Source organism: Pseudomonas sp. 102515, assembly GCF_031085165.1.
GTDB lineage: Bacteria > Pseudomonadota > Gammaproteobacteria > Pseudomonadales > Pseudomonadaceae > Chryseomonas.
On sequence record NZ_JAVHTY010000002.1, the window covers coordinates 504,366 to 526,547 of the forward strand.

General features: G+C 61.8%; 19 protein-coding genes and 1 tRNA gene. 18 read left to right on the top strand and 2 right to left on the bottom strand.

The window, feature by feature from the left end; genetic code table 11:
- Positions 1-8: 8 nt before the first annotated feature.
- The 8 genes from infC to RCF34_RS09355 all read left to right on the top strand — a co-directional run bounded on the left by infC (position 9) and on the right by RCF34_RS09355 (position 5,467).
- Positions 9-542: a translation initiation factor IF-3 gene (gene infC, locus RCF34_RS09320; protein ID WP_017638835.1), complete on the top strand. Its 534-nt coding sequence runs from the start codon at positions 9-11 to the stop codon at positions 540-542.
- A 61-nt stretch (positions 543-603) separates the two neighbouring features.
- Positions 604-798, top strand: a complete 195-nt coding sequence (gene rpmI, locus RCF34_RS09325) for a 50S ribosomal protein L35 (RefSeq protein ID WP_007159200.1) — start codon at positions 604-606, stop codon at positions 796-798.
- A gap of 30 nt (positions 799-828) precedes the next feature.
- Positions 829-1,185, top strand: a complete 357-nt coding sequence (rplT, locus tag RCF34_RS09330) for a 50S ribosomal protein L20 (RefSeq protein ID WP_007159199.1) — start codon at positions 829-831, stop codon at positions 1,183-1,185.
- Positions 1,186-1,281: 96 nt separating this feature from the next.
- Positions 1,282-2,283 carry a phenylalanine--tRNA ligase subunit alpha gene (gene pheS / locus RCF34_RS09335; protein ID WP_285387365.1) on the top strand — a complete coding sequence of 334 codons (1,002 nt, stop codon included), beginning with the start codon at positions 1,282-1,284 and terminating at the stop codon, positions 2,281-2,283.
- An 18-nt stretch (positions 2,284-2,301) separates the two neighbouring features.
- Positions 2,302-4,680 (top strand): phenylalanine--tRNA ligase subunit beta, encoded by a 2,379-nt coding sequence (gene pheT, locus RCF34_RS09340; RefSeq protein ID WP_308707914.1) that lies wholly within the window; start codon positions 2,302-2,304, stop codon positions 4,678-4,680.
- Between the two features lie 3 nt (positions 4,681-4,683).
- Positions 4,684-4,986 carry an integration host factor subunit alpha gene (gene ihfA / locus RCF34_RS09345; protein WP_007159196.1) on the top strand — a complete coding sequence of 101 codons (303 nt, stop codon included), beginning with the start codon at positions 4,684-4,686 and terminating at the stop codon, positions 4,984-4,986.
- Positions 4,967-5,326, top strand: a complete 360-nt coding sequence (locus RCF34_RS09350; protein ID WP_007159195.1) for a MerR family transcriptional regulator — start codon at positions 4,967-4,969, stop codon at positions 5,324-5,326. The genes ihfA and RCF34_RS09350 overlap by 20 nt, the downstream gene beginning before the upstream one ends.
- Before the next feature lie 64 nt (positions 5,327-5,390).
- A tRNA-Pro gene (locus tag RCF34_RS09355) sits at positions 5,391-5,467 on the top strand.
- 409 nt (positions 5,468-5,876) lie between these two features.
- On the opposite strand, the gene RCF34_RS09360 is transcribed toward RCF34_RS09355, so the two are convergent.
- Both RCF34_RS09360 and RCF34_RS09365 read right to left on the bottom strand, forming a co-directional pair.
- A complete protein-coding gene (locus RCF34_RS09360; protein ID WP_308707915.1) occupies positions 5,877-6,128 on the bottom strand; it encodes a hypothetical protein in 252 nt (83 codons plus the stop codon).
- 466 nt (positions 6,129-6,594) lie between these two features.
- Positions 6,595-7,494, bottom strand: coding sequence for a LysR substrate-binding domain-containing protein (locus RCF34_RS09365; protein WP_308707916.1), 900 nt, complete (start codon positions 7,492-7,494; stop codon positions 6,595-6,597).
- Between the two features lie 151 nt (positions 7,495-7,645).
- On the opposite strand from RCF34_RS09365, the gene RCF34_RS09370 reads away from it, so the two are divergent.
- The 10 genes from RCF34_RS09370 (at position 7,646) to RCF34_RS09415 (ending at position 21,123) form a co-directional block, all read left to right on the top strand.
- Complete coding sequence (locus tag RCF34_RS09370; protein WP_308707917.1) at positions 7,646-8,788, top strand: ABC transporter substrate-binding protein; 1,143 nt, start codon at positions 7,646-7,648, stop codon at positions 8,786-8,788.
- A gap of 231 nt (positions 8,789-9,019) precedes the next feature.
- Positions 9,020-10,093, top strand: a complete 1,074-nt coding sequence (locus RCF34_RS09375; protein ID WP_308707918.1) for an ABC transporter ATP-binding protein — start codon at positions 9,020-9,022, stop codon at positions 10,091-10,093.
- On the top strand, positions 10,080-10,952 hold the full coding sequence (locus RCF34_RS09380; RefSeq protein WP_308707919.1) for an ABC transporter permease: 873 nt from the start codon (positions 10,080-10,082) through the stop codon (positions 10,950-10,952). The genes RCF34_RS09375 and RCF34_RS09380 overlap by 14 nt, the downstream gene beginning before the upstream one ends.
- 5 nt (positions 10,953-10,957) lie before the next feature.
- On the top strand, positions 10,958-11,755 hold the full coding sequence (locus tag RCF34_RS09385; protein ID WP_308707920.1) for an ABC transporter permease: 798 nt from the start codon (positions 10,958-10,960) through the stop codon (positions 11,753-11,755).
- On the top strand, positions 11,752-12,891 hold the full coding sequence (locus RCF34_RS09390) for an FAD-dependent oxidoreductase (protein ID WP_308707921.1): 1,140 nt from the start codon (positions 11,752-11,754) through the stop codon (positions 12,889-12,891). The genes RCF34_RS09385 and RCF34_RS09390 overlap by 4 nt, the downstream gene beginning before the upstream one ends.
- On the top strand, positions 12,881-13,228 hold the full coding sequence (locus RCF34_RS09395) for a (2Fe-2S)-binding protein (RefSeq protein ID WP_308707922.1): 348 nt from the start codon (positions 12,881-12,883) through the stop codon (positions 13,226-13,228). The genes RCF34_RS09390 and RCF34_RS09395 overlap by 11 nt, the downstream gene beginning before the upstream one ends.
- Positions 13,225-14,604 (top strand): NAD(P)/FAD-dependent oxidoreductase, encoded by a 1,380-nt coding sequence (locus RCF34_RS09400; protein WP_308707923.1) that lies wholly within the window; start codon positions 13,225-13,227, stop codon positions 14,602-14,604. The genes RCF34_RS09395 and RCF34_RS09400 overlap by 4 nt, the downstream gene beginning before the upstream one ends.
- A 13-nt stretch (positions 14,605-14,617) precedes the next feature.
- Entirely contained in the window at positions 14,618-15,784 is a 1,167-nt protein-coding gene (locus tag RCF34_RS09405) for an FAD-binding oxidoreductase (RefSeq protein WP_308707924.1), read from the top strand.
- On the top strand, positions 15,745-16,104 hold the full coding sequence (locus RCF34_RS09410) for a RidA family protein (RefSeq protein ID WP_308707925.1): 360 nt from the start codon (positions 15,745-15,747) through the stop codon (positions 16,102-16,104). Before RCF34_RS09405 ends, RCF34_RS09410 begins: the two co-directional genes overlap by 40 nt.
- Before the next feature lie 1,782 nt (positions 16,105-17,886).
- Positions 17,887-21,123 carry a PAS domain S-box protein gene (locus RCF34_RS09415; protein WP_374941178.1) on the top strand — a complete coding sequence of 1,079 codons (3,237 nt, stop codon included), beginning with the start codon at positions 17,887-17,889 and terminating at the stop codon, positions 21,121-21,123.
- Positions 21,124-22,182 lie beyond the last annotated feature (1,059 nt).

Consider the following 22,182-nt stretch of genomic DNA (forward strand, 5'->3'; position numbering starts at 1 on the left):
AGCGTGACATGAGACAAGACAAGCGAGCCGCCCCCCGGGCACCGATCAACGAAAATATCACCGCCCGGGAAGTTCGCCTTATTGGCGCCGATGGTCAGCAAGTAGGCATCGTCTCCATCCAGGAGGCCCTGCAGGCTGCTGAAGACGCCAAGCTGGATCTGGTGGAAATCACCGCCGACGCCGTACCCCCGGTCTGCCGGATCATGGACTACGGCAAGCATGTCTTCGAGAAGAAGAAGCAGGTCGCGGCGGCGAAGAAGAACCAGAAGCAGGCTCAGGTCAAAGAAATCAAGTTTCGTCCAGGGACGGAAGAAGGGGATTACCAGGTAAAACTACGCAACCTGGTACGTTTCCTAACCGAGGGGGACAAGGCCAAGGTCTCGTTGAGATTCCGCGGCCGGGAGATGGCTCACCAGGAGCTGGGCATGGAGCTGTTGAAGCGGGTCGAAGCTGACCTCGTCGAACACGGCGCCGTTGAGCAGCATCCTAAGATGGAAGGACGCCAACTCATCATGGTCATCGCCCCCAAGAAGAAAAAGTAACTACCAGGGCACTGGCAGGCCTTGCTGTTATGCGTAATCACTCAATGCGGAGTATCCGAACATGCCAAAGATGAAAACCAAAAGCGGCGCTGCGAAGCGCTTCGTGAAAACTGCTGGTGGCATCAAGCACAAGCACGCTTTCAAGAGCCACATTCTGACCAAGATGACCACCAAGCGTAAGCGTCAGCTGCGCGGTACGTCGCTGATGCATGCATCCGACGTCCAAAAGGTCGAGCGCATGCTGCGCCTTCGTTAATCCTGGTCAAGAATTTAAAGGAAGTTACTCATGGCTCGTGTTAAGCGTGGCGTCATCGCTCGTCGCCGTCACAAGAAAATCCTGAAGCTCGCCAAAGGCTACTACGGTGCCCGTTCGCGCGTCTTCCGCGTCGCTAAGCAAGCGGTAATCAAGGCAGGCCAATACGCCTACCGTGACCGCCGCCAGAAGAAGCGTCAGTTCCGCGCTCTGTGGATCGCCCGTATCAACGCTGGTGCTCGTATCAACGGTCTGTCCTACAGCCGTCTGATCGCCGGCCTGAAGAAAGCGGCCATCGAGATCGACCGCAAGGTACTGGCCGATCTGGCCGTGAACGAAAAAGCGGCGTTTGCTGCGATTGTCGAGAAAGCTAAAGCTTCGCTGGCTTAAGCCCCCCGGCAATCTCGCGCCTCTGGCGCGAAGCAACGTTATCGATAGGGGAAGAGCCTCATAGCTCTTCCCCTATTTTGTATCTGGAGTCCCTAGATGGAAAACCTGGATGCGCTGGTCTCCCAAGCACTGGAGGCCGTGCGGCACACCGAAGACACCAACGCCCTGGAACAGCTCCGGGTCAATTACCTGGGCAAGAAGGGTGAGCTGACTCAGATCATGAAGACCCTGGGCCACCTCACCGCGGAGGAGCGTCCCCAGGCTGGCGCGCTGATCAACGCCGCCAAGGAACGTGTCCAGGACGCAATCAACAGCCGTAAGGCGACGCTGGAGCAGGCCGCCTTGGCCGCTCGCCTCGCCGCGGAACGCATCGACGTGACCCTGCCCGGGCGCGGTCAGGCCTCGGGTGGCCTGCATCCGGTCACCCGTACCCTGGAGCGTATCGAGCGTCTGTTCGCCAACATCGGCTATGGGGTCGCCACCGGTCCCGAGATCGAGGACGACTACCATAACTTCGAAGCGCTCAACATCCCCGGCCACCACCCGGCGCGGGCGATGCACGATACCTTCTACTTCAACGCCAACATGCTGCTGCGCACCCACACCTCGCCGGTGCAGATCCGCACCATGGAGAGCCAGCAGCCGCCGATCCGCATCATCTGCCCGGGTCGCGTGTACCGCTGCGACAGCGATCAGACCCACTCGCCGATGTTCCATCAGGTCGAAGGCCTGGTGATCGACGAGGAAGTCAGCTTCGCCGATCTCAAGAGCACCCTGGTGACCTTCCTGCGCGAATTCTTCGAGGAAGAGCTGGAAGTCCGCTTCCGTCCCTCCTACTTCCCCTTCACCGAGCCCTCGGCCGAGGTGGACATCCGCCGCCCGAGTCGCGAGGGCGAACCGGCTTCGCGCTGGCTCGAGGTGCTGGGCTGCGGCATGGTCCACCCCAACGTCCTGCGCATGGCCGGCATCGATCCGGAGAAGTACCAGGGCTTCGCCTTCGGCATGGGCGCCGAGCGCCTGGCCATGCTGCGCTATGGGGTCAACGACCTGCGCCTCTTCTTCGACAACGATCTGCGCTTCCTGGCGCAATTCCGCTAGCTGCCAGACGGGAGTCCTATGAAATTCAGTGAACAATGGCTGCGTAGCTGGGTGAACCCTGCGGCTACGCACGAGGATCTGGTTGCCCGGTTGTCCATGGCCGGCCTGGAAGTGGACGGCGTCGAAGCGGCGGCCGGGAGCTTCCAGGGCGTCATCGTCGGCGAGGTGGTCTCCGTCGAGCGCCATCCCGATGCCGACAAGCTCAACGTCTGTCAGGTCAGCAACGGTCAGGAATCCTTCCAGGTGGTCTGCGGTGCGCCGAATGTGCGCGCAGGCCTGAAGGTGCCTTTCGCCACCGTCGGCGCCACCCTGCCGGGCGACTTCACCATCAAGAAGGCCAAGCTGCGCGGCGTGGAATCCCACGGCATGCTCTGCTCGGCCAGCGAACTGCAGATCAGCGACGATAACAGCGGCCTGCTGGAACTGCCGGCCGCTGCGCCGGTGGGCGAAAGCATCCGCAGCTACCTGCAGCTGGACGATGCCATTATCGACGTCGATCTAACCCCGAACCGCGGCGACTGCCTGTCCATCGCCGGTCTGGCGCGGGAAGTGGGTGCCCTGTACAACGCCACGGTCGAGCAACTGCAGGTCGAGGCCGTAGCGGCTACGCACCAGGAGAGCCGTCCGGTCGAGGTGCTGACGCCCCAGGCCTGCCCGCGCTACCTGGGTCGCGTGGTCAAGAACGTCGACCTGTCCCGCCCGACCCCGGACTGGATGGTCGAGCGCCTGCGCCGCAGTGGCGTACGCAGCATCGACGCCGCCGTCGACGTCACCAACTACGTGATGCTCGAACTGGGTCAGCCCATGCATGCCTTCGATCTGGACCAGATCAAGGGCGGTATCCGCGTGCGCCTGGCCGATGCCGGCGAACGCCTGGTGCTGCTGGATGGCCAGGACATCGAACTGCGCAGCGACACCCTGGTGATCGCCGACCAGGAACGCGCCCTGGCCATCGCCGGCGTCATGGGTGGCGAGCACAGCGGTGTCGCCGCCGGTACCCGTGACCTGTTCCTGGAAAGCGCCTTCTTCGACACCATCGCCGTGGCCGGCAAGGCCCGTTCCTATGGCCTGCACACCGATTCCTCCCACCGCTTCGAGCGGGGCGTGGACTTCGAGCTGGCGCGCAAGGCCATGGAGCGCGCGACCCGCCTGCTGCTGGACATCGTCGGCGGTGAGCCGGGTCCGGTCATCGAGGCGGTGAGTGCCGAGCACCTGCCGCAGGTCGAACCGATCCTGCTGCGCGCCGAGCGCATCGAACGCGTCCTGGGTCTGACCCTGGATGACGCCCAGGTCGAGCGTCTGCTCAGCGGTCTGGGTCTGGCCGTGGCGCGCCTGGAGGCCGGTCGCTGGCAGGTAGGCGTACCCAGCCATCGCTTCGACATCAGCATCGAAGTGGACCTGATCGAAGAACTGGCGCGCCTCTATGGCTACAACCAGCTGCCGATCCGCTTCCCCCAGGCCCGTCTGGCGCCGCAACCCCTGCCTGAAAGCAAGGGCGAGCTGAGTCAGCTGCGTCGTCTGCTGGTGGCCCGTGGTTACCAGGAAGCCATCACCTACAGCTTCATCGACGAAAAGACCTTCCGTCTGTTCGCCCCTGAGGCCCAGCCGGTGATGTTGGCCAACCCCATCTCCACTGACATGGCCGCCATGCGCTCGTCGCTGTGGCCGGGGCTGGTCAAGGCCGTGCAGTACAACCTAAACCGTCAGCAGGACCGCGTCCGGCTGTTCGAGTCGGGGCTGAGATTCGTCGGTCAGCTGGAAGGCCTGGTGCAGGAAAACGTCCTGGCTGGCGCCGTCTGCGGTTCGCGTCTGCCGGAGAGCTGGTCGTCCGGTCGTGAGGCGGTGGACTTCTTCGACGTCAAGGCCGATGTCGAGGCGTTGCTGGCCCAGTCCGGTGCGGGCACTGACTTCCGCTTCGTGGCAGGCGAGCATCCGGCGCTGCACCCGGGGCAGACCGCGCTGATCGAAAGGGCAGGGCAGCCGGTGGGCTACCTGGGCGCCCTGCATCCGGAAATGGCGCGCGAACTGGACGTGGATCGTCCGGTGTTCCTCTTCGAGCTGGTGCTGGATGCCCTGACCACCGGCAGCCTGCCGCGCTTCGGTGAGCTGTCGCGCTTCCCGGAAGTGCGTCGTGACCTGGCGCTGGTGGTGGACGAAACCGTAGCCGCTGGTGACCTCTTGGCCGACATCCGCGAAAACGCCGGAGAAGGCCTCAAGGAACTGCGTCTGTTCGACGTCTATCAAGGCAAAGGCATTGATCCACATAGAAAAAGCGTCGCCATCGGCTTGACCTTGCAACATCCATCGCGCACATTAACCGATGAAGAAGTCAACGAAACGACGCAGAAAATCCTCGTTTCTCTGGAAAGAAGGTTCAACGCCACCTTAAGGAAATAGCGCATGGGGGCCCTGACGAAAGCTGAGATGGCCGAACGTCTGTTTGAAGAGCTCGGTCTGAACAAACGTGAAGCCAAGGAATTGGTCGAACTGTTCTTCGAAGAAATTCGTCATGCGCTCGAAAGCAACGAGCAGGTCAAGTTGTCCGGTTTCGGCAACTTCGACCTGCGCGACAAGCGCCAGCGCCCCGGACGCAATCCCAAGACAGGGGAGGAGATACCCATCACGGCACGCCGTGTGGTGACCTTCCGCCCCGGGCAGAAACTCAAAGCCAGGGTCGAGGCCTATGCTGGAACCAAGTCATAACGACGAGCTGCCGGTCATACCGGGCAAGCGCTACTTCACCATCGGTGAGGTGAGTGACCTTTGCCTGGTTAAGCCGCACGTGCTGCGCTACTGGGAGCAGGAGTTTCCCCAGCTGAACCCGGTGAAGCGCCGCGGTAATCGGCGCTACTACCAGCGCCACGACGTGCTGATGATCCGCCAGATCCGCTCGCTGCTGTACAACGAAGGCTTCACCATCGGCGGGGCGCGCCAGCGCCTCACTCAGGGCGACGAGACCCGTGACGAGGGTTCTCAGTACCACCAGCTCATCCGCCAGATGATCAGCGAACTCGAGGAAGTCCTCGTCGTCCTGAAGAAGTGAAAAAAAGCTTCCATTAATCAAAGCGTTGCAGTAAGATGCACGCCGTTCCCTAGAGGAACACAGTCGGGGCGTAGCGCAGCCTGGTAGCGCACTTGCATGGGGTGCAAGGGGTCGAGTGTTCGAATCACTCCGTCCCGACCAAATTAACGAGAAGGCTCAAGCACTTGGTGGCTTGGGCCTTTTTCGTTTCTTGGCCCGGATCAAATCAATTCGCGGCTTTGTTCATATCCTGGCGATCCCGCTTGGGTCCAACCAGAATCCAGGCCTGAGATAAGGCTGCCGGCTGGTAGCCAGGTCGACCCCGGGGCGTAACGGATTCTGCTAAATCTTGACGGTCCGTACAGTGCAGAAAAGCCCCCGAGGCTTGGTGTTGCTGCGTCTGCCAATACCTTCTTTTCTCTGCTGCAGCCTAACAACTATCCATGCCAAATTAGGAAGTATCCTAGAGCCCGTGCAGCGACCAGGCGGCCCGTCATTTTCGATCAGTTGTTCTTGCTGAATGAGCACGCCTGATGGAGAAGGGCCCAACGATAGCGTTGGGCCCTTCTGATCACTCAACTTCCTTTGCTACATCCGCCCCGGCGGACGTCAGCTTTACGGGCGGCGTCAGAGAGCGCTGTCCTTGAGTGTCTACCGAAAGATGGCCTTTTTGGATAAGTCCATGCTCTTGCAGGTCCTGAAGGACATCCATGACGGCCTCTTCACCGTGATGGTTGTCGAGAATTTCGTTACCCAGGCCTTCCGGATGCGAGTGATACAGGCGGCGCAAGATTTCAGCTTTGAGTTCTGCATTGATAGCCATGTGGTCTCCTCGTATGTGTGCAGAGGTTATGACAATCGTTGAGAGGACCAGTGCCTGAAGGAGATGTTGGACATCTTCTGGAGCATCTTTGCTAAGCAGGTTAGGTCGTTGCAGTGCTTCGATGTTCGATGCATGGGCGTCATGCCCCGTCGTCTTGAATGAACGAAAGCCTGCCACTTAAGAGCGGCGCGGTTTCATGCCTAGGACTTTTGTGCAGCTGCAGCTCTGCCCATAAGAGCGTATCGCTGCGGAGTGTAAGCGTCTGGCTGTTGGGAACCCACCGATCGGGACCAGGCGTGAAGCCAGTAGAGGCTGTCATTCCCTCAGTCTGAACGTGGCGTCCGGGCGTGCAACAGGTCATTCGTAGGAAGTTAGCCGAATGAATGGCCTATCGCCTTCTGCGTCTCATGAAAAACCGGGACGAGCTTCGTTACAGAAACGTCGAGCGGAAAAAAGCGCGTGGAAATCAGCTCTCAGGCGGAAAGTGCTTTGCATAATGCTCCTGTAGCGCCTGAATGAAGTCCGCTGCCAATGGCGTTTGGCTGGACGCGGTAGGGGCAACGACGTAGACGGGAAACAACAGCTCAGGCTCGAAGCGGTGGACGGTGATGCCCTTGTGCAGGAAATCCTGGGCGACGTTCGGGCTCATGAGGGCGGCGCCCATGCCGGCGGCGACCATCTCGCAGGTGATGGAGCTGTATTGGCCTTCCACGGCGAGCGTGCGTTCGACACCGGCCTGCTCGAAGACCCTGTCCATCTGCTCACGGGTACCGTCGCCATGGCAGAGAGATACGAAGTTCTCGCCATGGAGATCCTGTGCCCGGATGACCTCCTGCAACGCCAGTCGATGCCCTGGTGGCAGAACGCAGACGGCGCGGAGCCGGGTGATCAGCAGCGTTTCCAGGGGGCTGGCGTCGCTGGGCTGGACTACTACCCCTAGGTCGCAGAACTGGGATTGCACCCATTGCACTACGGTGGGTGAGGCGTTCATGTGCAGGGAGACGGTCAGCTCGGGACGAGTTGCGACGAAGTCCTTGATGACGTGAGGGATGAGCGTGAGGCCGGTCGAGGGTACCGCCGCGATCCGCAGGCGGCCGGTACCCAGGTTGCGGATGTTCTTGGCCGATTGACGCAGGCTGTCCAACCCCACATAGGCCCGTTCCACTTCCTGGAAGAAGGCGCTGCCTTCCTTCGTGGGTATCAGCCGTACCCCCGCGCGCTCGAACAATTTGAGTCCGGTACTCAGCTCCAGCTGCGCGATCAGGCGGCTGACGTTGGGCTGTGAGGTGTGCAGGGCTTCGGCGGCCGCGGTCATGGAGCCTAGACGCATCACGCTGCGGAAGGCTTCGATCTGTCTGAGATTCAACAGAGTTCTCCATATCAAATATGAATACTTAACCCGTACCTTCGTATTTGACCCTATGGGTTCGGGCTGACAATACTCGGTCACAAGCCAAATGGCCCCATAAAAAGAAAGCGTTTCCGAATGGCGGTTACCGCGATGTCCTCGGAGGCGGATGCATGGATCTTCCGGTCGTGTCCTGACCTTCTCGATCTGCCGCAACGCAAAAAAGGGAGCATTGCCCGTGATCAGTCCGTATCTCGTCCGTACCTCATCCATCTCCTGGCGTCAGGGTCTGTCCGCGCTGCTGTTGGCCGCAGCGGGCACTGGCATGACGCTTCCCGCTCACGCTGAAACGACGCTGTACGTCGCGGGGGTCGGCGGCTCCACCGAGCAGATGTACAAGACCCGCGTCATTCCTGCTTTCGAGAAGGCGCATGGGGTGAAGGTCGTGTATGTGTCGGGCAACTCGACTGAAACGCTGGCCAAGCTGCAGGCGCAGAAAGGACGGCAGCAGATCAACGTCGCCATGATGGACGACGGCCCCATGTACCAGGCACTTCAGCTTGGGTTCTGCGAAAAGCTCACGGATGCGCCTGTCTACCAGGACCTGTATCCCCTGGCGCGCCTGAGTCCCGAGGCCACGGCAGTGGGTATGGTCGCCACCGGGATCGGCTACAACGAAGAAGCGTTCAAGAAGCGCGGGTGGGCGGCTCCGACGTCCTGGACTGACCTAGAAGATCCGAAATATCGGCAACTGCTGGGCATGCCGCCGATCACCAATACCTATGGACTGCATTCGCTGATCGAGATGGCGCGGCTGAATGGCGGTGGTGAGAAAGATATCGATCCGGGCTTCGCAGTGTTCGAGAAGAAGATCGCGCCCAACGTGCTGGCCTGGGTCAGTGCCCCGGGCGAGATGGACGGGATGATGCAGAACGGCGATGTAGTCATGGCGGTGTACGGCAGTGGCCGTGCGGTGGCGCTGCAGAACACCGGCTTTCCGCTCAAGTTCATCTATCCCAAGGAGGGCGCGGTAGCCCTCCAGGTCGCCGCCTGCTCCGTCACGCCCAATGCGCAGTCCGAACTTTCCCAGCAATTCATTCAGTACGTGCTGTCGCCGGAAATCCAGAAGATCCAGTCCGAAAGCAACGGCTTCGCGCCGGTCAATCGCACCGTGAAGCTGCCGCCAGAACTGGCTTCTCGTATGCCTTACGGGCAAGAAAAGGTCGACAGCCTGCTCAAGGTCGATTGGGACACCATCAACCAGAGGCGTTCCGAGTGGACGACGCGCTGGAACAGGACCATCGAGCGATAGCTGCGTACCGGCCAGACGGCGATGACATGACAGCGGGATTGCGGATGGAGAGGAAGGGCCCCTCGGGCTACCCCTCCGCTCGCTGCAGCGCCAAGTCCTGACGTCCATTTCGCCATCGTCCGGTTCGACCCCGCTCACTGATCGAGTGGCTGGTTTTCCCTAGGAACCGGTCGCTTCCACCTCCCTTGGACGAACAGCGATCACGCCTTCGTGATCGCCGGAGGCATGCCCATGGCTTTCCTGATCCTCGACGGCCTCGTCAAAACCTATGGTGATTTCACCGCCATCGCCGGACTCGACCTGGCGGTGGAGAAAGGCGAATTTCTTTCCCTCCTTGGCCCTTCGGGTTGCGGCAAGACCACGACGCTGCAGAGCGTTGCCGGCTTCGTGCAGCCCACCGCCGGGCGCATCGTGCTGGACGGTCGAGACATCACCCATGTCCGGCCGGAAAAGCGCGGCCTTGGGATGGTGTTCCAGAGCTATGCGTTGTTCCCCCACATGACCGTGGCGGAGAACGTGAGCTTCGGCCTGGAGATGCGCGGCGTGGCGCGCAGTGAAAGAGCAGGGCGCGTGCACTCGGCCCTCGACATGGTGCGGCTGCATGGCCTGGGCGAGCGTTATCCCAAAGCGTTGTCGGGCGGGCAGCGTCAGCGGGTGGCCATTGCCCGGGCGCTGGCGATCCGGCCGAACCTGTTGCTGCTGGACGAGCCGATGTCGAACCTCGACGCCAAGTTGCGCGAGGACATGCACATCGAATTGCGCGCTATCCAGCGCGACCTGGGTATCACCACCATCCTGGTCACCCACGACCAAGTGGAAGCGATGACCATGAGTGATCGCATTGCGGTGATGCACGGCGGGCGCATCGTGCAGATCGGTTCGCCGTTCGAGACCTACGAGCGGCCCCAGTCGCCCTTCGCCTCGAGCTTCCTCGGCAAGACCAACGCCTTCCCCGGTGCCGTCCACACTCGTAAGCCACGCTGCTATGAGGTCAAGGTCGACGGCCTGATGCTCCACGTCCCTCATGAGGGGCATCAGTTCGACGGCGATGTAAACGTCTACCTGCGGCCGGAAAAGATCCGCCTGACCGATCCTGCCGAAGCGCGCTTGCGTGGCACGGTGCGCATGCGGGTGTTCCTGGGCAACCTCTGGCTGATCGGTGTCGAGAGCCCCCTGGGGCCGGTGAATCTGACGCAGCCGAACCTCGGCGCGCCGCCGCCGCTGGAAGGGGAGGAGGTGGGCCTGACCTGGCTGGATGATGACCTGCGCCTGCTCGGCCGGGAGGTGTCCCATGGCCACCTATGATGCCGAACGGGTCGGCAGCGCCCCCTGGCTGCTGACCGGCCCTGCGCTTCTCGTGTTCCTGACCCTGCTGGCGGCGCCGCTGGTGCTCACGGCCATGCTGTCGTTGAACCTGTTCAGCGACACCAAGGGGGTGATTCCCGTGTACTCGCTCGCCAACTACCGGGAGGTCTTCGGCGACGACTATTTCCACGAGATCTTCCTGCGCACCGGCGGCATGGCGCTCGCGGTGACCGTCTGTTCGGTCCTGATCGGCGTGCCGGAGACGCTCATCATCGCCCGTATGCGGGCACCCTGGCGGTCGCTGTTCCTGCTCGTGGTGCTCGGTCCGCTGCTCATCTCGGTGGTGGTGCGCACCCTGGGGTGGGCCATCCTGCTGGGCAACAACGGGCTGATCAACCAGGCGTTGCAGGCGCTGGGCATCATCGATTTTCCGATCCGCATGATGTTCACCCAGTTCGGGGTCGTGCTGGCGCTGACCCATGTGCTGGTGCCCTTCATGGTGATCGCCGTCTGGGCCAGCCTGCAAAAGCTCGACCTGCAGGTGGAGCAGGCCGGCCTGTCGCTCGGCGCTTCGCGGATGACGACCTTCAGGCGGGTGGTGCTCCCGCAGATCGTGCCGGGAATCCTCTCGGGCTCGATCATCGTCTTCGCCCTGGCCGCTTCGGCCTTCGCCACTCCCGCGATCATCGGCGGACGCCGGCTCAAGGTGGTGGCGACGGCGGCCTACGACGAATTCCTCGGTTCGCTGAACTGGCCGCTGGGCGCCGCCATCGCGGTGCTGCTGCTGATCGCCAACCTGGTGATCGTGGTGGGCTGCAGCCGGCTGGCCGAGCGCCGTTTCAAACACGTCTTCGAGTGATCGCCATGTACCGGAACGGTTTCTTCTCCCTTGCCTTTCATGCGCTCTTCATCGCCTTCATCGTCGCGCCGCTGGTGGTGGTGATGGCGGTGTCCTTTACCGGCGAAGGCTTCATTTCATTGCCTTCCGGTGGCCTGTCGCTGCGCTGGTTTGAGGCGCTGTGGGCCAACCAGGAAATGGTCGAGGCCTTCTGGCTGTCGCTCAAGCTGGGCCTGGTCTCGGCGACGGTCGCCACCCTGCTGGCGGTTCCTGCGGCGTTGGCCATCAGTCGCTACGACTTTCCCGGACGCGGGGCGATCACCGGCTTTCTGATGTCGCCGCTGATGATTCCCTCGGTGGTGCTGGGGATCGCCTTCCTGCGCTTCTTTTCCCTCGCCCAGGTGGGCGGCTCGCTGTGGGCCTTGAGCATTACCCACGTCGTCGTGGTGCTGCCCTATGCCTTGCGGCTGACCCTGGCGTCCACCATCGGCCTCGAGCGCGATGCGGAGCACGCGGCGCTGTCCCTGGGCGCCAATCGGCTGCAGACCTTCTGGCGGGTGATCCTGCCGCGGATCCGCACCGGCGTGGTGGGCGGCTGGCTGCTCGCCTTCATCCAGAGCTTCGACGAACTGACCATGACGGTCTTCGTCGCCACGCCTGGTACCACGACCCTGCCGGTCGCCATGTACAACCAGATCGCCCAGACCATCGATCCCCTGATCACGGCGGCCTCCACGGTGCTGATCCTGGGGACCCTGGCGGTGATGCTGCTGCTCGATCGGCTCGTCGGCCTGGATCGGGTGCTGATCGGAGAAAAGCAATGAACGACAGCAGCGTACCCACCTCGGCAGAGGTCATCGTGGTTGGCGGTGGACTGGTCGGCATGGCGGTCGCCTATGGCCTGGCGAAGGCCGGTACCAGGACGCTGGTACTCGATCAGGGCGATGACGCCTTCCGCGCCTCCCGGGGCAACTTCGGTCTCGTCTGGGTGCAGGGCAAGGGCTTCGATCGCCTCGAATATTCCAGCTGGACGCGTTCCTCGGCATTGGCTTGGGCCGGGCTGGCAGAGGACTTGCTGAAGGAGACGGACGTCGATGTCCGCCTGAAGCAGCCCGGCGGCTTTCACATGTGCTTTTCCGACCATGAGCTGGCGGAGCGGCAGGCGCGGCTGGCAGGTATGCAGGCGGGCCTGGGCGATTACCCCTTCGAGATGCTGGATCAGGCGGATCTGCGGGCACGCTTGCCCGGTATCGGTCCGAAGGTCGTCGGGGCGAGCTACACACCCATGGATGGCCATGTGAATCCGCTCAAGCTCCTGCGGGCCTTGCATGCGGGAGCGCAGCACCACGGGGCGACGGTACTGGGGCGGATGCCGGTCGAGCGGATCGAGTCCGCGCCTGGCGAATTCACCGTGGTCACCCCCGGTCAGCGCTTCACCGCGCCGCGCCTGGTACTGGCGGCGGGGCTGGGCAATCGACCGCTGGGGGAGCAGGTCGGGCTGCATGCCCCGGTCGCGCCGAATCGTGGGCAGGTGCTGGTCAGTGAGCGGGTTCGCCCCTTCCTGGACTACCCGACCATCAATGTGCGCCAGACCGACGAGGGCAGCGTGCAGCTCGGCGATTCCATGGAGGAGGTCGGCTTCAACGACCTCACCACCACCGACGTGCTCGCCCGGATCGCCCAGCGTGGCGTCAACACCTTCCCGCTGTTGGCTGACGTGCGCCTGGTGCGGGCCTGGGGCGCCCTGCGCGTCATGAGCCCGGATGGTTATCCGATCTATCAAGAGTCCGCGTCGCATCCCGGTGCCTTCGTCGTCACCTGCCACAGCGGCGTGACCCTGGCCGCGGCGCACGCGACCCGGATCGCGCCCTGGGTCCGCGGCGGGGAACGGCCGGAAGAGCTGGCGGTGTTCGCTGGCGAACGTTTTCTCACCGGGGAGGTGTTTTCCCATGCCCACTGATTCCTTGTTTCGCCGCGTGGACGCCGAAGGCGGCCGTCTCATCACCCTGACCTTCAATGACCAAGCCTTCCAAGTGCCCAGCGGTCTCACGGTCGCGGCCGCCTTGCTGCTGGCCGGCATACGCCATTTTCGTACGTCACCGGTCGGCGGCGAAGCGCGTGCGCCCTATTGCATGATGGGCGTGTGCTTCGAATGCCTGGTCGAGATCGATGGGGTGCCGAGTCGCCAGAGCTGCCTGATCGAGGCGGCCGATGGCATGCGTATCCGTTCGCAGCAAGGGGCCCGGGACTTGCCCTTCACCGCTGCCGAGCCCGTAGTGATGGAGGTGCAGCCATGAATCTCGAACCGATCGATGTCGTCGTCATCGGTGCGGGCCCTGCCGGCATGGCGGGGGCGCGAACCCTGGCTGATCTTGGCCTCTCCGTCGTGCTGCTGGACGAGCAGGCCGCGGTCGGCGGACAGATCTATCGCGGCATCGCCAGCGCCTCAGCGGCACGACGTACGCTGCTCGGGCCGGATTATGCGGCTGGCGCCGACTTGGCGGATGCGTTGAAGAGTACGACCGTGCGCCACGAGACGGAGGCTTCCGTCTGGCAGATCACCCGCGAGCGCCAGGTGCATTACCTCAAAAACGGCCGGGTGCGCTCCTTCGCTGCCAAGGCCGTACTCCTGGCGACCGGCGCCATGGAGCGGCCCTTTCCCATCCCCGGTTGGACCCTGCCTGGAGTGATGACGGCCGGGGCGGCGCAGATCCTGCTCAAGACCGCCGGCATCGGTCCACAGGGACCGGTGGTGCTGGCCGGGTGCGGACCGCTGCTCTACCTGCTCGGCTGGCAATACCTGCGGGCGGGCATACCCATTGCGGCCCTGGTCGACACCAGCCGCCGTGAGGATTACTGGCACGCCCGTGGCCATTTGCTGGCGGCGCTCAGGGCCTGGCCCTATCTGCGCAAGGGTGTCTCGCTGTTGCGCGCCCTGCGCAAAGGCGAGGTCCCGCACTACACCGGTGCCGAGCAGCTACAAGTCGAGGGGGAAGGGCAGGCCCAGGCGCTCAACTTCGTTGTCGACGGGCAGGCACAACGGGTGTCGGCCAGCACCGTGTTGTTGCACCAAGGCGTGGTGCCGAATATCCAGTTCACCCAGGCGCTCAGGGCTCAGCATCGCTGGGATGATGCGCAGCTGTGCTTCGTGCCGGAAACCGATCAGTGGGGCGCGCTCGACGTGCCTTTCATCTCGGTGGCGGGCGATGGCGCGGGTATCGGCGGTGCCCAGGCGGCCGCGCTGCAAGGGCAACTCGCGGCGCTCGGGCTGGCGCGTAGCCTCGGACAAATCACCCCGGCCCAGCGCGATACCCAGGCCGCGCCCTTGCGCGCGGAGCTGGAGCGCAACCTGCGTATTCGCCCCTTCATCGATGCCCTGTATCGCCCCCGCGAGGAGAACCGCATTCCTGCGCGTGACGACGTCACCATCTGCCGCTGCGAAGAGGTCACGGCAGGCGATGTCCGGCGGTTCGTCGAGCTCGGCTGCAGCGGGCCGAACCAGGCGAAATCCTTCGGTCGCTGCGGCATGGGTCCCTGCCAGGGACGCATGTGCGGCTTGACCGTCACTGAGATCATCGCCAAGTCGCGGGGCCTCACGCCCGACGAGGTGGGCTATTACCGTATTCGGCCACCGATCAAGCCCATTACCCTGGGAGAGCTCGCCAGTGGCTGACAGGACGGCGGACGTGATCGTCATTGGCGCCGGGCTGCATGGGTTGAGTACGGCCTGGCAGCTCGCGCACCGCGGCGTACGGGTGACCGTGCTCGAAGCCGACTACGCCGGGCGACATGCCTCCGGTGTGAACGCGGGCGGGGTACGGACGCTCGGCCGGCACCTGGCGGAAATCCCGTTGGCGCTGGCGTCTCGGGCTCTCTGGCACAACCTGCCGGAGCTGTTGGGAACCGATGCGAGTTTCGTCGCCAGCGGTCAGCTCAAGCTGGCTGAAAACAACGAGGAGTTGCAGGAATGCCGGGCCCGAGTCGCCCACCTCCAGGCGCATGGTTTCACCCATGAGGTGCTCATCGATCGGCAGGCGGTCTTCGAACTCCTGCCGACGGTCGCGCCCCATGTGGTGGGGGGCATCTGGGTGGCGGACGATGGCTACGCGACGCCTTACCGCGTAGTGATCGCGGTTCGGCAGGCAGCGGAGCGCCTGGGTGTGGTGCTGCATGAACAGACGCCTGCGCTATCCATCACCCAGCGAGGCACGCGCTGGCAGGTCGAGACGCGCCAAGGGCGCTTCGAGGCGGACCAACTGGTGGTGACGGCCGGTGCCTGGGCAGGGCGCCTGGCTGCCGAGCTGGGCGAGCCGGTACCCACCTATCCGCAAGGCCTGATGCTGATGGTCACCCATCGTGTAGCGCCCTTCTGCAGGCCGGTACTCGGCGCCACCGGCCGCGCCCTGTCGTTCAAGCAATTCGACAACGGCACGGTGGTCATCGGCGGCAAGTTGATCGGTGCCCTGGACTTCGATGCCCGCCACGGCGAGGTCGATATCGCTCGTCTCGTGACCAGCGCCCAGACCGTGACGGACCTCTTTCCGCACCTCAGGCATCTGGGCATCAACCGCGCCTGGTCCGGCATCGAAGCCTTCACCGAAGACGACCTGCCCGTCGTCTCAGGCAGCAGTCGCGCCAGTGGACTGACCTACTCGTTCGGTTACTGCGGCAGCGGTTTCCAGATGAGCCTCGGCACCGGCCAGCGTGTCGCGCAGCTGGTGCTCGGCGAGTCATCGCCGATCAATCTCGCGGCGTTCGCCATCGATCGCTTCCCCAGAGATTCCTCAACCCCCAGGCCACCCAAGGAGCCTATATGCAACCCATTACCCGTATCGAAACCAACCAGCGCATGAGCCGCGTCGTCCAGTACAAGGGCGGCATCACCTTCGTCGGCGGCCAGACCGCCAATGATCGCACCCAGGACATCAAGGGGCAGACCGCGCAGGTCTTGCAGAAGATCGACGACTACCTGGCCAGGGTCGGCCTGGACAAGACGCGCATCCTCAGCGCCCAGGTGTGGCTGTCGGACATCCAGGCCAACTTCGCCGGCATGAACGAGGTGTGGGACGCCTGGGCACCGGAAGGGCAGGCACCGGCACGGGCCACGGTGGAGTCCAGGCTGGCGGCACCGGAGTTGCTGGTCGAGATCGCCATCGTCGCGGCGGCGGAGTGAAGGCGATCGCATCAGCTCCCTGTAGCTGAGACGCTGCGCCTATATCAAAAACGCCAGTAGAGCACTGCCTTTGAGGTCGAGCTGACTTAACTACAGATCTACGGAGACTGTTGAGACAGGTGCTCGATGTAAGGCGTTGGTAGCGAAAAAAGCGGAGCCTCAAAAGGCTGGGATGGTTGCTAGACCATCCCAGCCAGCGCTTCTAATCGACGGTAGTCGCTTGAGCGTTGGCGCACCGGGAACTAGAGATTACCCGGCGATATAGCGTGACCATCTCGTCCAGCAGCTCCCCAACGATGTTGCAGGCAACCTTCAGCCGTAGTCTTCAGGATGACCGGAGTCGCGCTCTGCCAGCTGAACGAGCAGGTCATCTAGCATTGAGGCACGAGATCCGCATCGGCTTCGATAGCCCGAGTGGAAGGATCCATTTGGTCAAGCGCGATTGGCTTACTAGGGAAAGGGAGGACGGAGGGCTTCCTCTCACCCATGGCACACCTCCGTGTAGAGGTAAATGGCATGCAGGTAGCGCCGAGGCGGAGCTCGGGCTTAAAAGAATGACGGTGCATTCATGCTGCTCCTGGGTTCGGTTGAGGAGCCGCCACCACCGTTGTCACGCGGTATGGAGGCGGACCGTACGGGGGTGACAACCGGGAACCAAGGGAACCGGCCAGGCCGACGCCTGCCCCGCACGGCCCGCCGTAAAATGCACGCAGCCGATTGCTTAGCATTGGCCGTGGGCGATTAGGCTACCGCGCCCTTGTTTATCAGGTTGTCACGCCCGGCCGTGGGATTGACCATGACAATGCAAATTTACCGCTTCGGAACGCGTCCTAGCACCCTGGCAACGCTCCGCCCCTGGGACGTGGTTGGCGCGTTGCCCTTGCCCCAGGCACCGGCGAACCTGGTCGAGTTTGCTGTCAGCAGATAAACGAGATTGCGGCAGTACATCAGCCTTGTCGGGCGGAACAGAGACTGCTGCCCGAATCTGCCCTGCTCATCACCAAGCCTATCCGTAGTGGGCACCTGCTCGACGCCAAGCAGAGCCAACTCGACTAGGTGCCTGCACGTCGTCGCGCAAGCATCTCCAGATGCTTCTCGTCCGTCTGCTCAACCATGTGGATCTGCTTGGCTACCGGCATCGTTCGTCCGACATCCAGGCGGCATTAGCGCTTCCAACAGGCGTTGTTCGTTTCGTTAGCGCGATTGATAAAGTCATCCCGTAATCGGAGACATGCCTTACTAAAGTGGTAGTTGTGTCTGCGAACGTGTCTAGCTCAAGGATAGTGATCTTGAGAGAACTACGGCCGATAGGGTTTGGCTTTGCTGTACCTATGCACTCGGCTTTGTTCACCCAAACGGTAGACCGCGACGGGGGATACGGACGCGGTGGGCTTACGCTACTAATAAATTAGAATTGGACTATGGGTTGAGCTGGCGACCCTATACGATATTCATCTAGCCACCTCTGTCCCGGCCTTCATGGGCAACGGATGTGCCGGCCTTCGTTAGGAGTTTGGTTTGCGTACTGATTCGGTAGATCCGTGCGGTGGTGATGTGCGCGTCTCATTAGTCCTAGACGCAAGCGAGCGGCTGGTCCGGGCTGGATCAATGGACGAAATTGTCGCTGTACTCCGCGATACTGCGCGTGCCGCAGTCGGAGCGGAAGGCATCACGGTCGTCATCGGAAATGAGGGTTTCTGTTCTTATGTGGCGGAAGATAGTGTCTCCCCACTTTGGCAAGGCCAGACGTTTCCTGCCGAACAGTGCATTTCAGGTTGGGTGATGCGTTGCGCTGAGACGGTCGCTATCAGTGATGTTCGGCGCGATCCGCGCATCCCACAAGAGGCTTACGCTGCGACTTTCGTCCGTAGCCTTATCATGGCGCCTATAGGGAGACCCGATCCGGTCGCCGCGCTTGGAGCTTACTGGTCCCAGGTCCGCGCGCATGACGCGGATACGATCAAGCGGTTGGAATGCCTGGCGCGTCTAGCAACGATCGCCATTGAGAATGTACGCCTTGCTCAAGCGCGCAATTTTGCTGCTGCACGTGGCGCTGCCCAAAACCGCATCTTGGAATTTGCTGTCGACGTAATCCCGCTTAAGGCCGCGCTGGACGCAACGGTCCTTGAGGTGCAGGCGTTATCTCCGTCAGGCTTTCTGGGCAACATTCTGTTGCTTAACGAAGCGGGAGATCATCTGCAGCATTGCGCAGGTCCGAGCCTGCCACAGGGATACAACGACGTTGTCGAAGGCATTAGCATTTTTCCGAACAGAGGCTCTGGCGATGCTGAGCCATCGCGCGATGAGCAGCTATTCGATTCCAACGTAGCAGCGGGCGCTTTTTGGAGCGAACTCCGAGAGCTGGCCTTAGCTCATGACTTGCATGCCTGCTGGTCCACCCCTATCCGTTCGGTAGAAGGGACGGTGATTGGCGCTTTCGTGATGTACCACCGTGAGCTACGTGTTCCCGTTTTAGCGGACATCGAGATCGTAGACTTCGTGATCCATACGGTTGGACTCATTGTGCAACGGGCACGGGCGGAGGCTGCAATTCGGATAAGCGAGGCTCGCTACCGGCAGATAGTCGAGGGGGCAGAGGATTTTGCGATCATCACCTTCGATGCCCAGGGAACGGTAACCAGCTGGAGCACCGGCGCCCAGCGCGTAGTCGGCTACGGCGCGGAAGAGGTGGTGGGTCGTGAAGGTGATTTCTTCTATACAGACGTAGATCAGGACAATCGTGTGTTCCGTTGCGAACTTGAACTCGCCCGCAACGAAGGCAGAGCTGTCAATGAACGCTGGCACCTTCGCAAGGATGGTACGCGGTTCTGGGGTTCAGGGCTGATGATGCCGCTCGCTTTGGATCACGGTGGTTTCCTCAAGATCTTTTATGACCGTACGGCTGAGCATCAAGCGGCAACCGCATTAGAGGAGAGCACGGCGCGCCTTCACTTTTTCAATAAGCTCGACGGCAGACTTTTCAACGTCCGCCAAGCCGAAGACGCCATGCGTGCAGCCACTGAGTTGCTCGGACAACAACTCAACGTATCCCGATGTGCCTATGCCGACGTAGAAAGCGATCAAGACCGGTTCTGTATTCGCGGTGACTACCATGTACCTAATGTCCAGACCTCAAGCGGAACATACAGTCTTGATCATTTTGGCCGACGCGCTGCGTCTGACATGCGCGCCGGTCGCTCGTTAATCATACGTGATGTCGCTGCAGAGCTCAGGGGCGGCGATGGCCTTGAAACCTTTAAAGCGATCGGCGTCGAAGCGATCATTTGCTGCCCGCTTGTGAAGGATGGCCGGCTGACGGCAATGATGGCCGTTCACCAGGATCAACCCCGGGACTGGTCGCCATCCGAAATCTCTTTAGTCAAAGACGTGGTCGACCGCTGCTGGACACATATCGAGCGAGTAAGCGTAGAGATGCGCTTGCGCGAGAGCGAGGAGCGTCTGCGCCTTGCCGTTGATAACGCCGATATTGGATTCTGGGACGTGGACGTTATCCAGGACACTCTGATCTGGCCGCCACGGACGAAGGCGTTTTTTGGCATCTCGGCTAACGTGCCCGTCACCATGCAGGATTTCTACGACGGTTTGCATCCTGAGGATCGAGAGTCGACTACCGCCGCCTTCGCTGCGGCCATTGATCCTGAACGCCGCGCGCTCTACGACGTCGACTATCGCACCATCGGCAAGGAGGATGGCATTGTTCGATGGCTAGCGGCTAAGGGGCGAGGTGTATTCAATACGGGCGGCCAATGCATCCGTGTCACCGGCACCGTGGTTGAGATCACGGCGCGCAAGATTGCGGAGGAAGAGCTACGCAAGCTCAATGCCACGCTCGAAGGGCGGATAGCCCAGGCCATCGCTGAGCGGGAAGAAGTCCAAGCAGCGCTGCGCCAAAGTCAGAAGATGGAAGCTATGGGCCAGCTTACGGGGGGTGTGGCTCACGACTTTAACAACCTGCTTACCCCCATTGTCGCCACGCTCGATCTGCTTCAGCGGAAAGGCGTGGGTGGTGATCGAGAGCAGCGGCTGATCGCTGGTGCCATACAGTCGGCCGATCGTGCGAAAACCGTCGTGCAACGATTACTAGCCTTCGCGCGTCGCCAACCGCTCCAGGTGGTTCCAGTCGACGTGGCGAAGCTAGTGAACGATATGAGCGATCTGGTCGCTAGCACTATTGGGCCGCAAATCCGGATAGTCGTCGATGCACCGATGAATCTACCCGCAGCAACCGCGGACCCGAACCAGCTTGAAATGGCACTCCTGAATCTTTGCGTGAATGCGCGTGATGCGATGCCCGATGGAGGCATGATCCGGATTACGGTACGAGAGGAGTCGGTCCACGGCATTCACCGCTCGAAACTTCCCGCAGGCGACTATCTCTGTTTATCAGTCGCAGACACTGGCATTGGCATGGACGCAGCCACGCTGGCCCGCGCGGTGGAGCCATTCTTTTCAACAAAAGGTATTGGCAAGGGGACTGGTCTTGGGCTTTCGATGGCACATGGACTTGCATCCCAATTGAACGGGTCCCTCGCAATCCAGAGTACACCGGGGGTCGGAACGAACGTTGAGCTTTGGCTGCCGCGCAGTACTGCAGTACTTCCCGCTTCCAATTTTTTTTGTACCGAGGTCAAAGAGCCACGAGTGACATCCATGACGGTACTGCTCGTCGACGATGAAGAGGTTGTGCGCACTAGCACTTCCGACATGCTAACCGACCTGGGCTATCAGGTGATTGAAGCCGCCTCAGGAGAAGCAGCTTTAAAGTTGCTGGATGCAGGGCAACAATTCGGGCTGCTTGTCACAGACCATCTTATGCCTGGTATCAGCGGGACCGATTTAGCCAGGCTAGTCCGCATGTCACGGCCAGAGATTAGTGTTCTATTGATTTCTGGCTATGCGGAGCATGAAGGCCTGGATCCTGATATCCCACGGCTTACCAAACCGTTCCGAAAGAACGAGCTTGCGGCGATTCTATCTCGCTTCCGCAGCGAATTTTAAAGCAGCGATCGGGGCTAAAGCCCTGATCGAGCACGAAGTAGTAGATAAGGAGCTGACATATTTCTTGCTGGCTGGAGAGATATCCCGCAACCGGGCGAAAGCAGTCGATCCAATCATCTTTCATTGGTAGAAAAAATACACGGGGCTATGCCACCTCTTACGATGGCCTGCAGCGCCCGGCCAAAGGTAAGCATGCGCGGCGCGCCACCTATTCGCGCTGCGTTTCCACATCGGCCGGCCGGGGCCCTCAGACACCATCGTCGGTCGAAGAACGCAGGTCCTGGCGACTGTGGCCCGATCCGGGTCCCGGCCGAACAACCACTGGTCGGTGTCGACCTTCGCAAACCTAATCGTTTTCCCTGCTTTCCTCGGTATAGGCGCTCTAAACCGAGGCTGGTGCAGGCTCATGGGCTTCTAGCCAAATGGAAGCGAGTAGTGAGCGCGCCACTACCGCCCAGAAAGGGGCTGCATAGTGCTCTTCATGGCAACAGCGTGTCGCTCGGCCATCGAGGTTGAATGGAGAGTGTGATGGCTGTGTACGATACGGTGGCATTGGAAGGTCTGGTGGGGCGAGCCATTGCTCGATAGCAGCGTAGGCTGCGGCCGCACCCAGGATCAGATCGCCGGACATTTTGGGGTTCGCAACGAGGCGGTTTCACGCATCGACCGCGGTCTGGTCATGCCAAACATTGAGCGCCTGTTGACCCTGGCGGAGGTATGCGGCAGTGAAGCCGCGGACTTGCTGACTGCGGCCAGCGTCCGGCCCCCGGGATCAGGCCCGTCATTTGCAAACGCGACCAGGACGCGGTTGGGCTGACGGCGGCGGTGTCTGGCTTCGCGCCCGTGGCTAAGAGGCGAGCTCCTTGGATCTGCGTAAAGCCGAGCCGGCATCACGATGTAGCCGGATGTCTGTGCTGGGATGCCAGGACGACCGTACTCAAGCGGGGCCGTCCAAACTGCTCCATGTGGCGATTAGCGTCTTAGACGATTATGGGGCGCAGCGCCCCAGTCATGTAACGAGCCCAGATCCCTGTCTGCGTGGAAGACAGCAGCTTCGGT

Bases quoted from the DNA above. Each gene is read 5' to 3' on its own strand.
- infC (WP_017638835.1), top strand. From the start codon at position 9: ATGAGACAAGACAAGCGAGCCGCCCCCCGGGCACCGATCAACGAAAAT.
- rpmI (WP_007159200.1), top strand. From the start codon at position 604: ATGCCAAAGATGAAAACCAAAAGCGGCGCTGCGAAGCGCTTCGTGAAA.
- rplT (WP_007159199.1), top strand. From the start codon at position 829: ATGGCTCGTGTTAAGCGTGGCGTCATCGCTCGTCGCCGTCACAAGAAA.
- pheS (WP_285387365.1), top strand. From the start codon at position 1,282: ATGGAAAACCTGGATGCGCTGGTCTCCCAAGCACTGGAGGCCGTGCGG.
- pheT (WP_308707914.1), top strand. From the start codon at position 2,302: ATGAAATTCAGTGAACAATGGCTGCGTAGCTGGGTGAACCCTGCGGCT.
- ihfA (WP_007159196.1), top strand. From the start codon at position 4,684: ATGGGGGCCCTGACGAAAGCTGAGATGGCCGAACGTCTGTTTGAAGAG.
- RCF34_RS09350 (WP_007159195.1), top strand. From the start codon at position 4,967: ATGCTGGAACCAAGTCATAACGACGAGCTGCCGGTCATACCGGGCAAG.
- RCF34_RS09360 (WP_308707915.1), bottom strand. From the start codon at position 6,128: ATGGCTATCAATGCAGAACTCAAAGCTGAAATCTTGCGCCGCCTGTAT.
- RCF34_RS09370 (WP_308707917.1), top strand. From the start codon at position 7,646: ATGCATGGATCTTCCGGTCGTGTCCTGACCTTCTCGATCTGCCGCAAC.
- RCF34_RS09375 (WP_308707918.1), top strand. From the start codon at position 9,020: ATGGCTTTCCTGATCCTCGACGGCCTCGTCAAAACCTATGGTGATTTC.
- RCF34_RS09380 (WP_308707919.1), top strand. From the start codon at position 10,080: ATGGCCACCTATGATGCCGAACGGGTCGGCAGCGCCCCCTGGCTGCTG.
- RCF34_RS09385 (WP_308707920.1), top strand. From the start codon at position 10,958: ATGTACCGGAACGGTTTCTTCTCCCTTGCCTTTCATGCGCTCTTCATC.
- RCF34_RS09390 (WP_308707921.1), top strand. From the start codon at position 11,752: ATGAACGACAGCAGCGTACCCACCTCGGCAGAGGTCATCGTGGTTGGC.
- RCF34_RS09395 (WP_308707922.1), top strand. From the start codon at position 12,881: ATGCCCACTGATTCCTTGTTTCGCCGCGTGGACGCCGAAGGCGGCCGT.
- RCF34_RS09400 (WP_308707923.1), top strand. From the start codon at position 13,225: ATGAATCTCGAACCGATCGATGTCGTCGTCATCGGTGCGGGCCCTGCC.
- RCF34_RS09410 (WP_308707925.1), top strand. From the start codon at position 15,745: ATGCAACCCATTACCCGTATCGAAACCAACCAGCGCATGAGCCGCGTC.
- RCF34_RS09415 (WP_374941178.1), top strand. From the start codon at position 17,887: ATGCGTTGCGCTGAGACGGTCGCTATCAGTGATGTTCGGCGCGATCCG.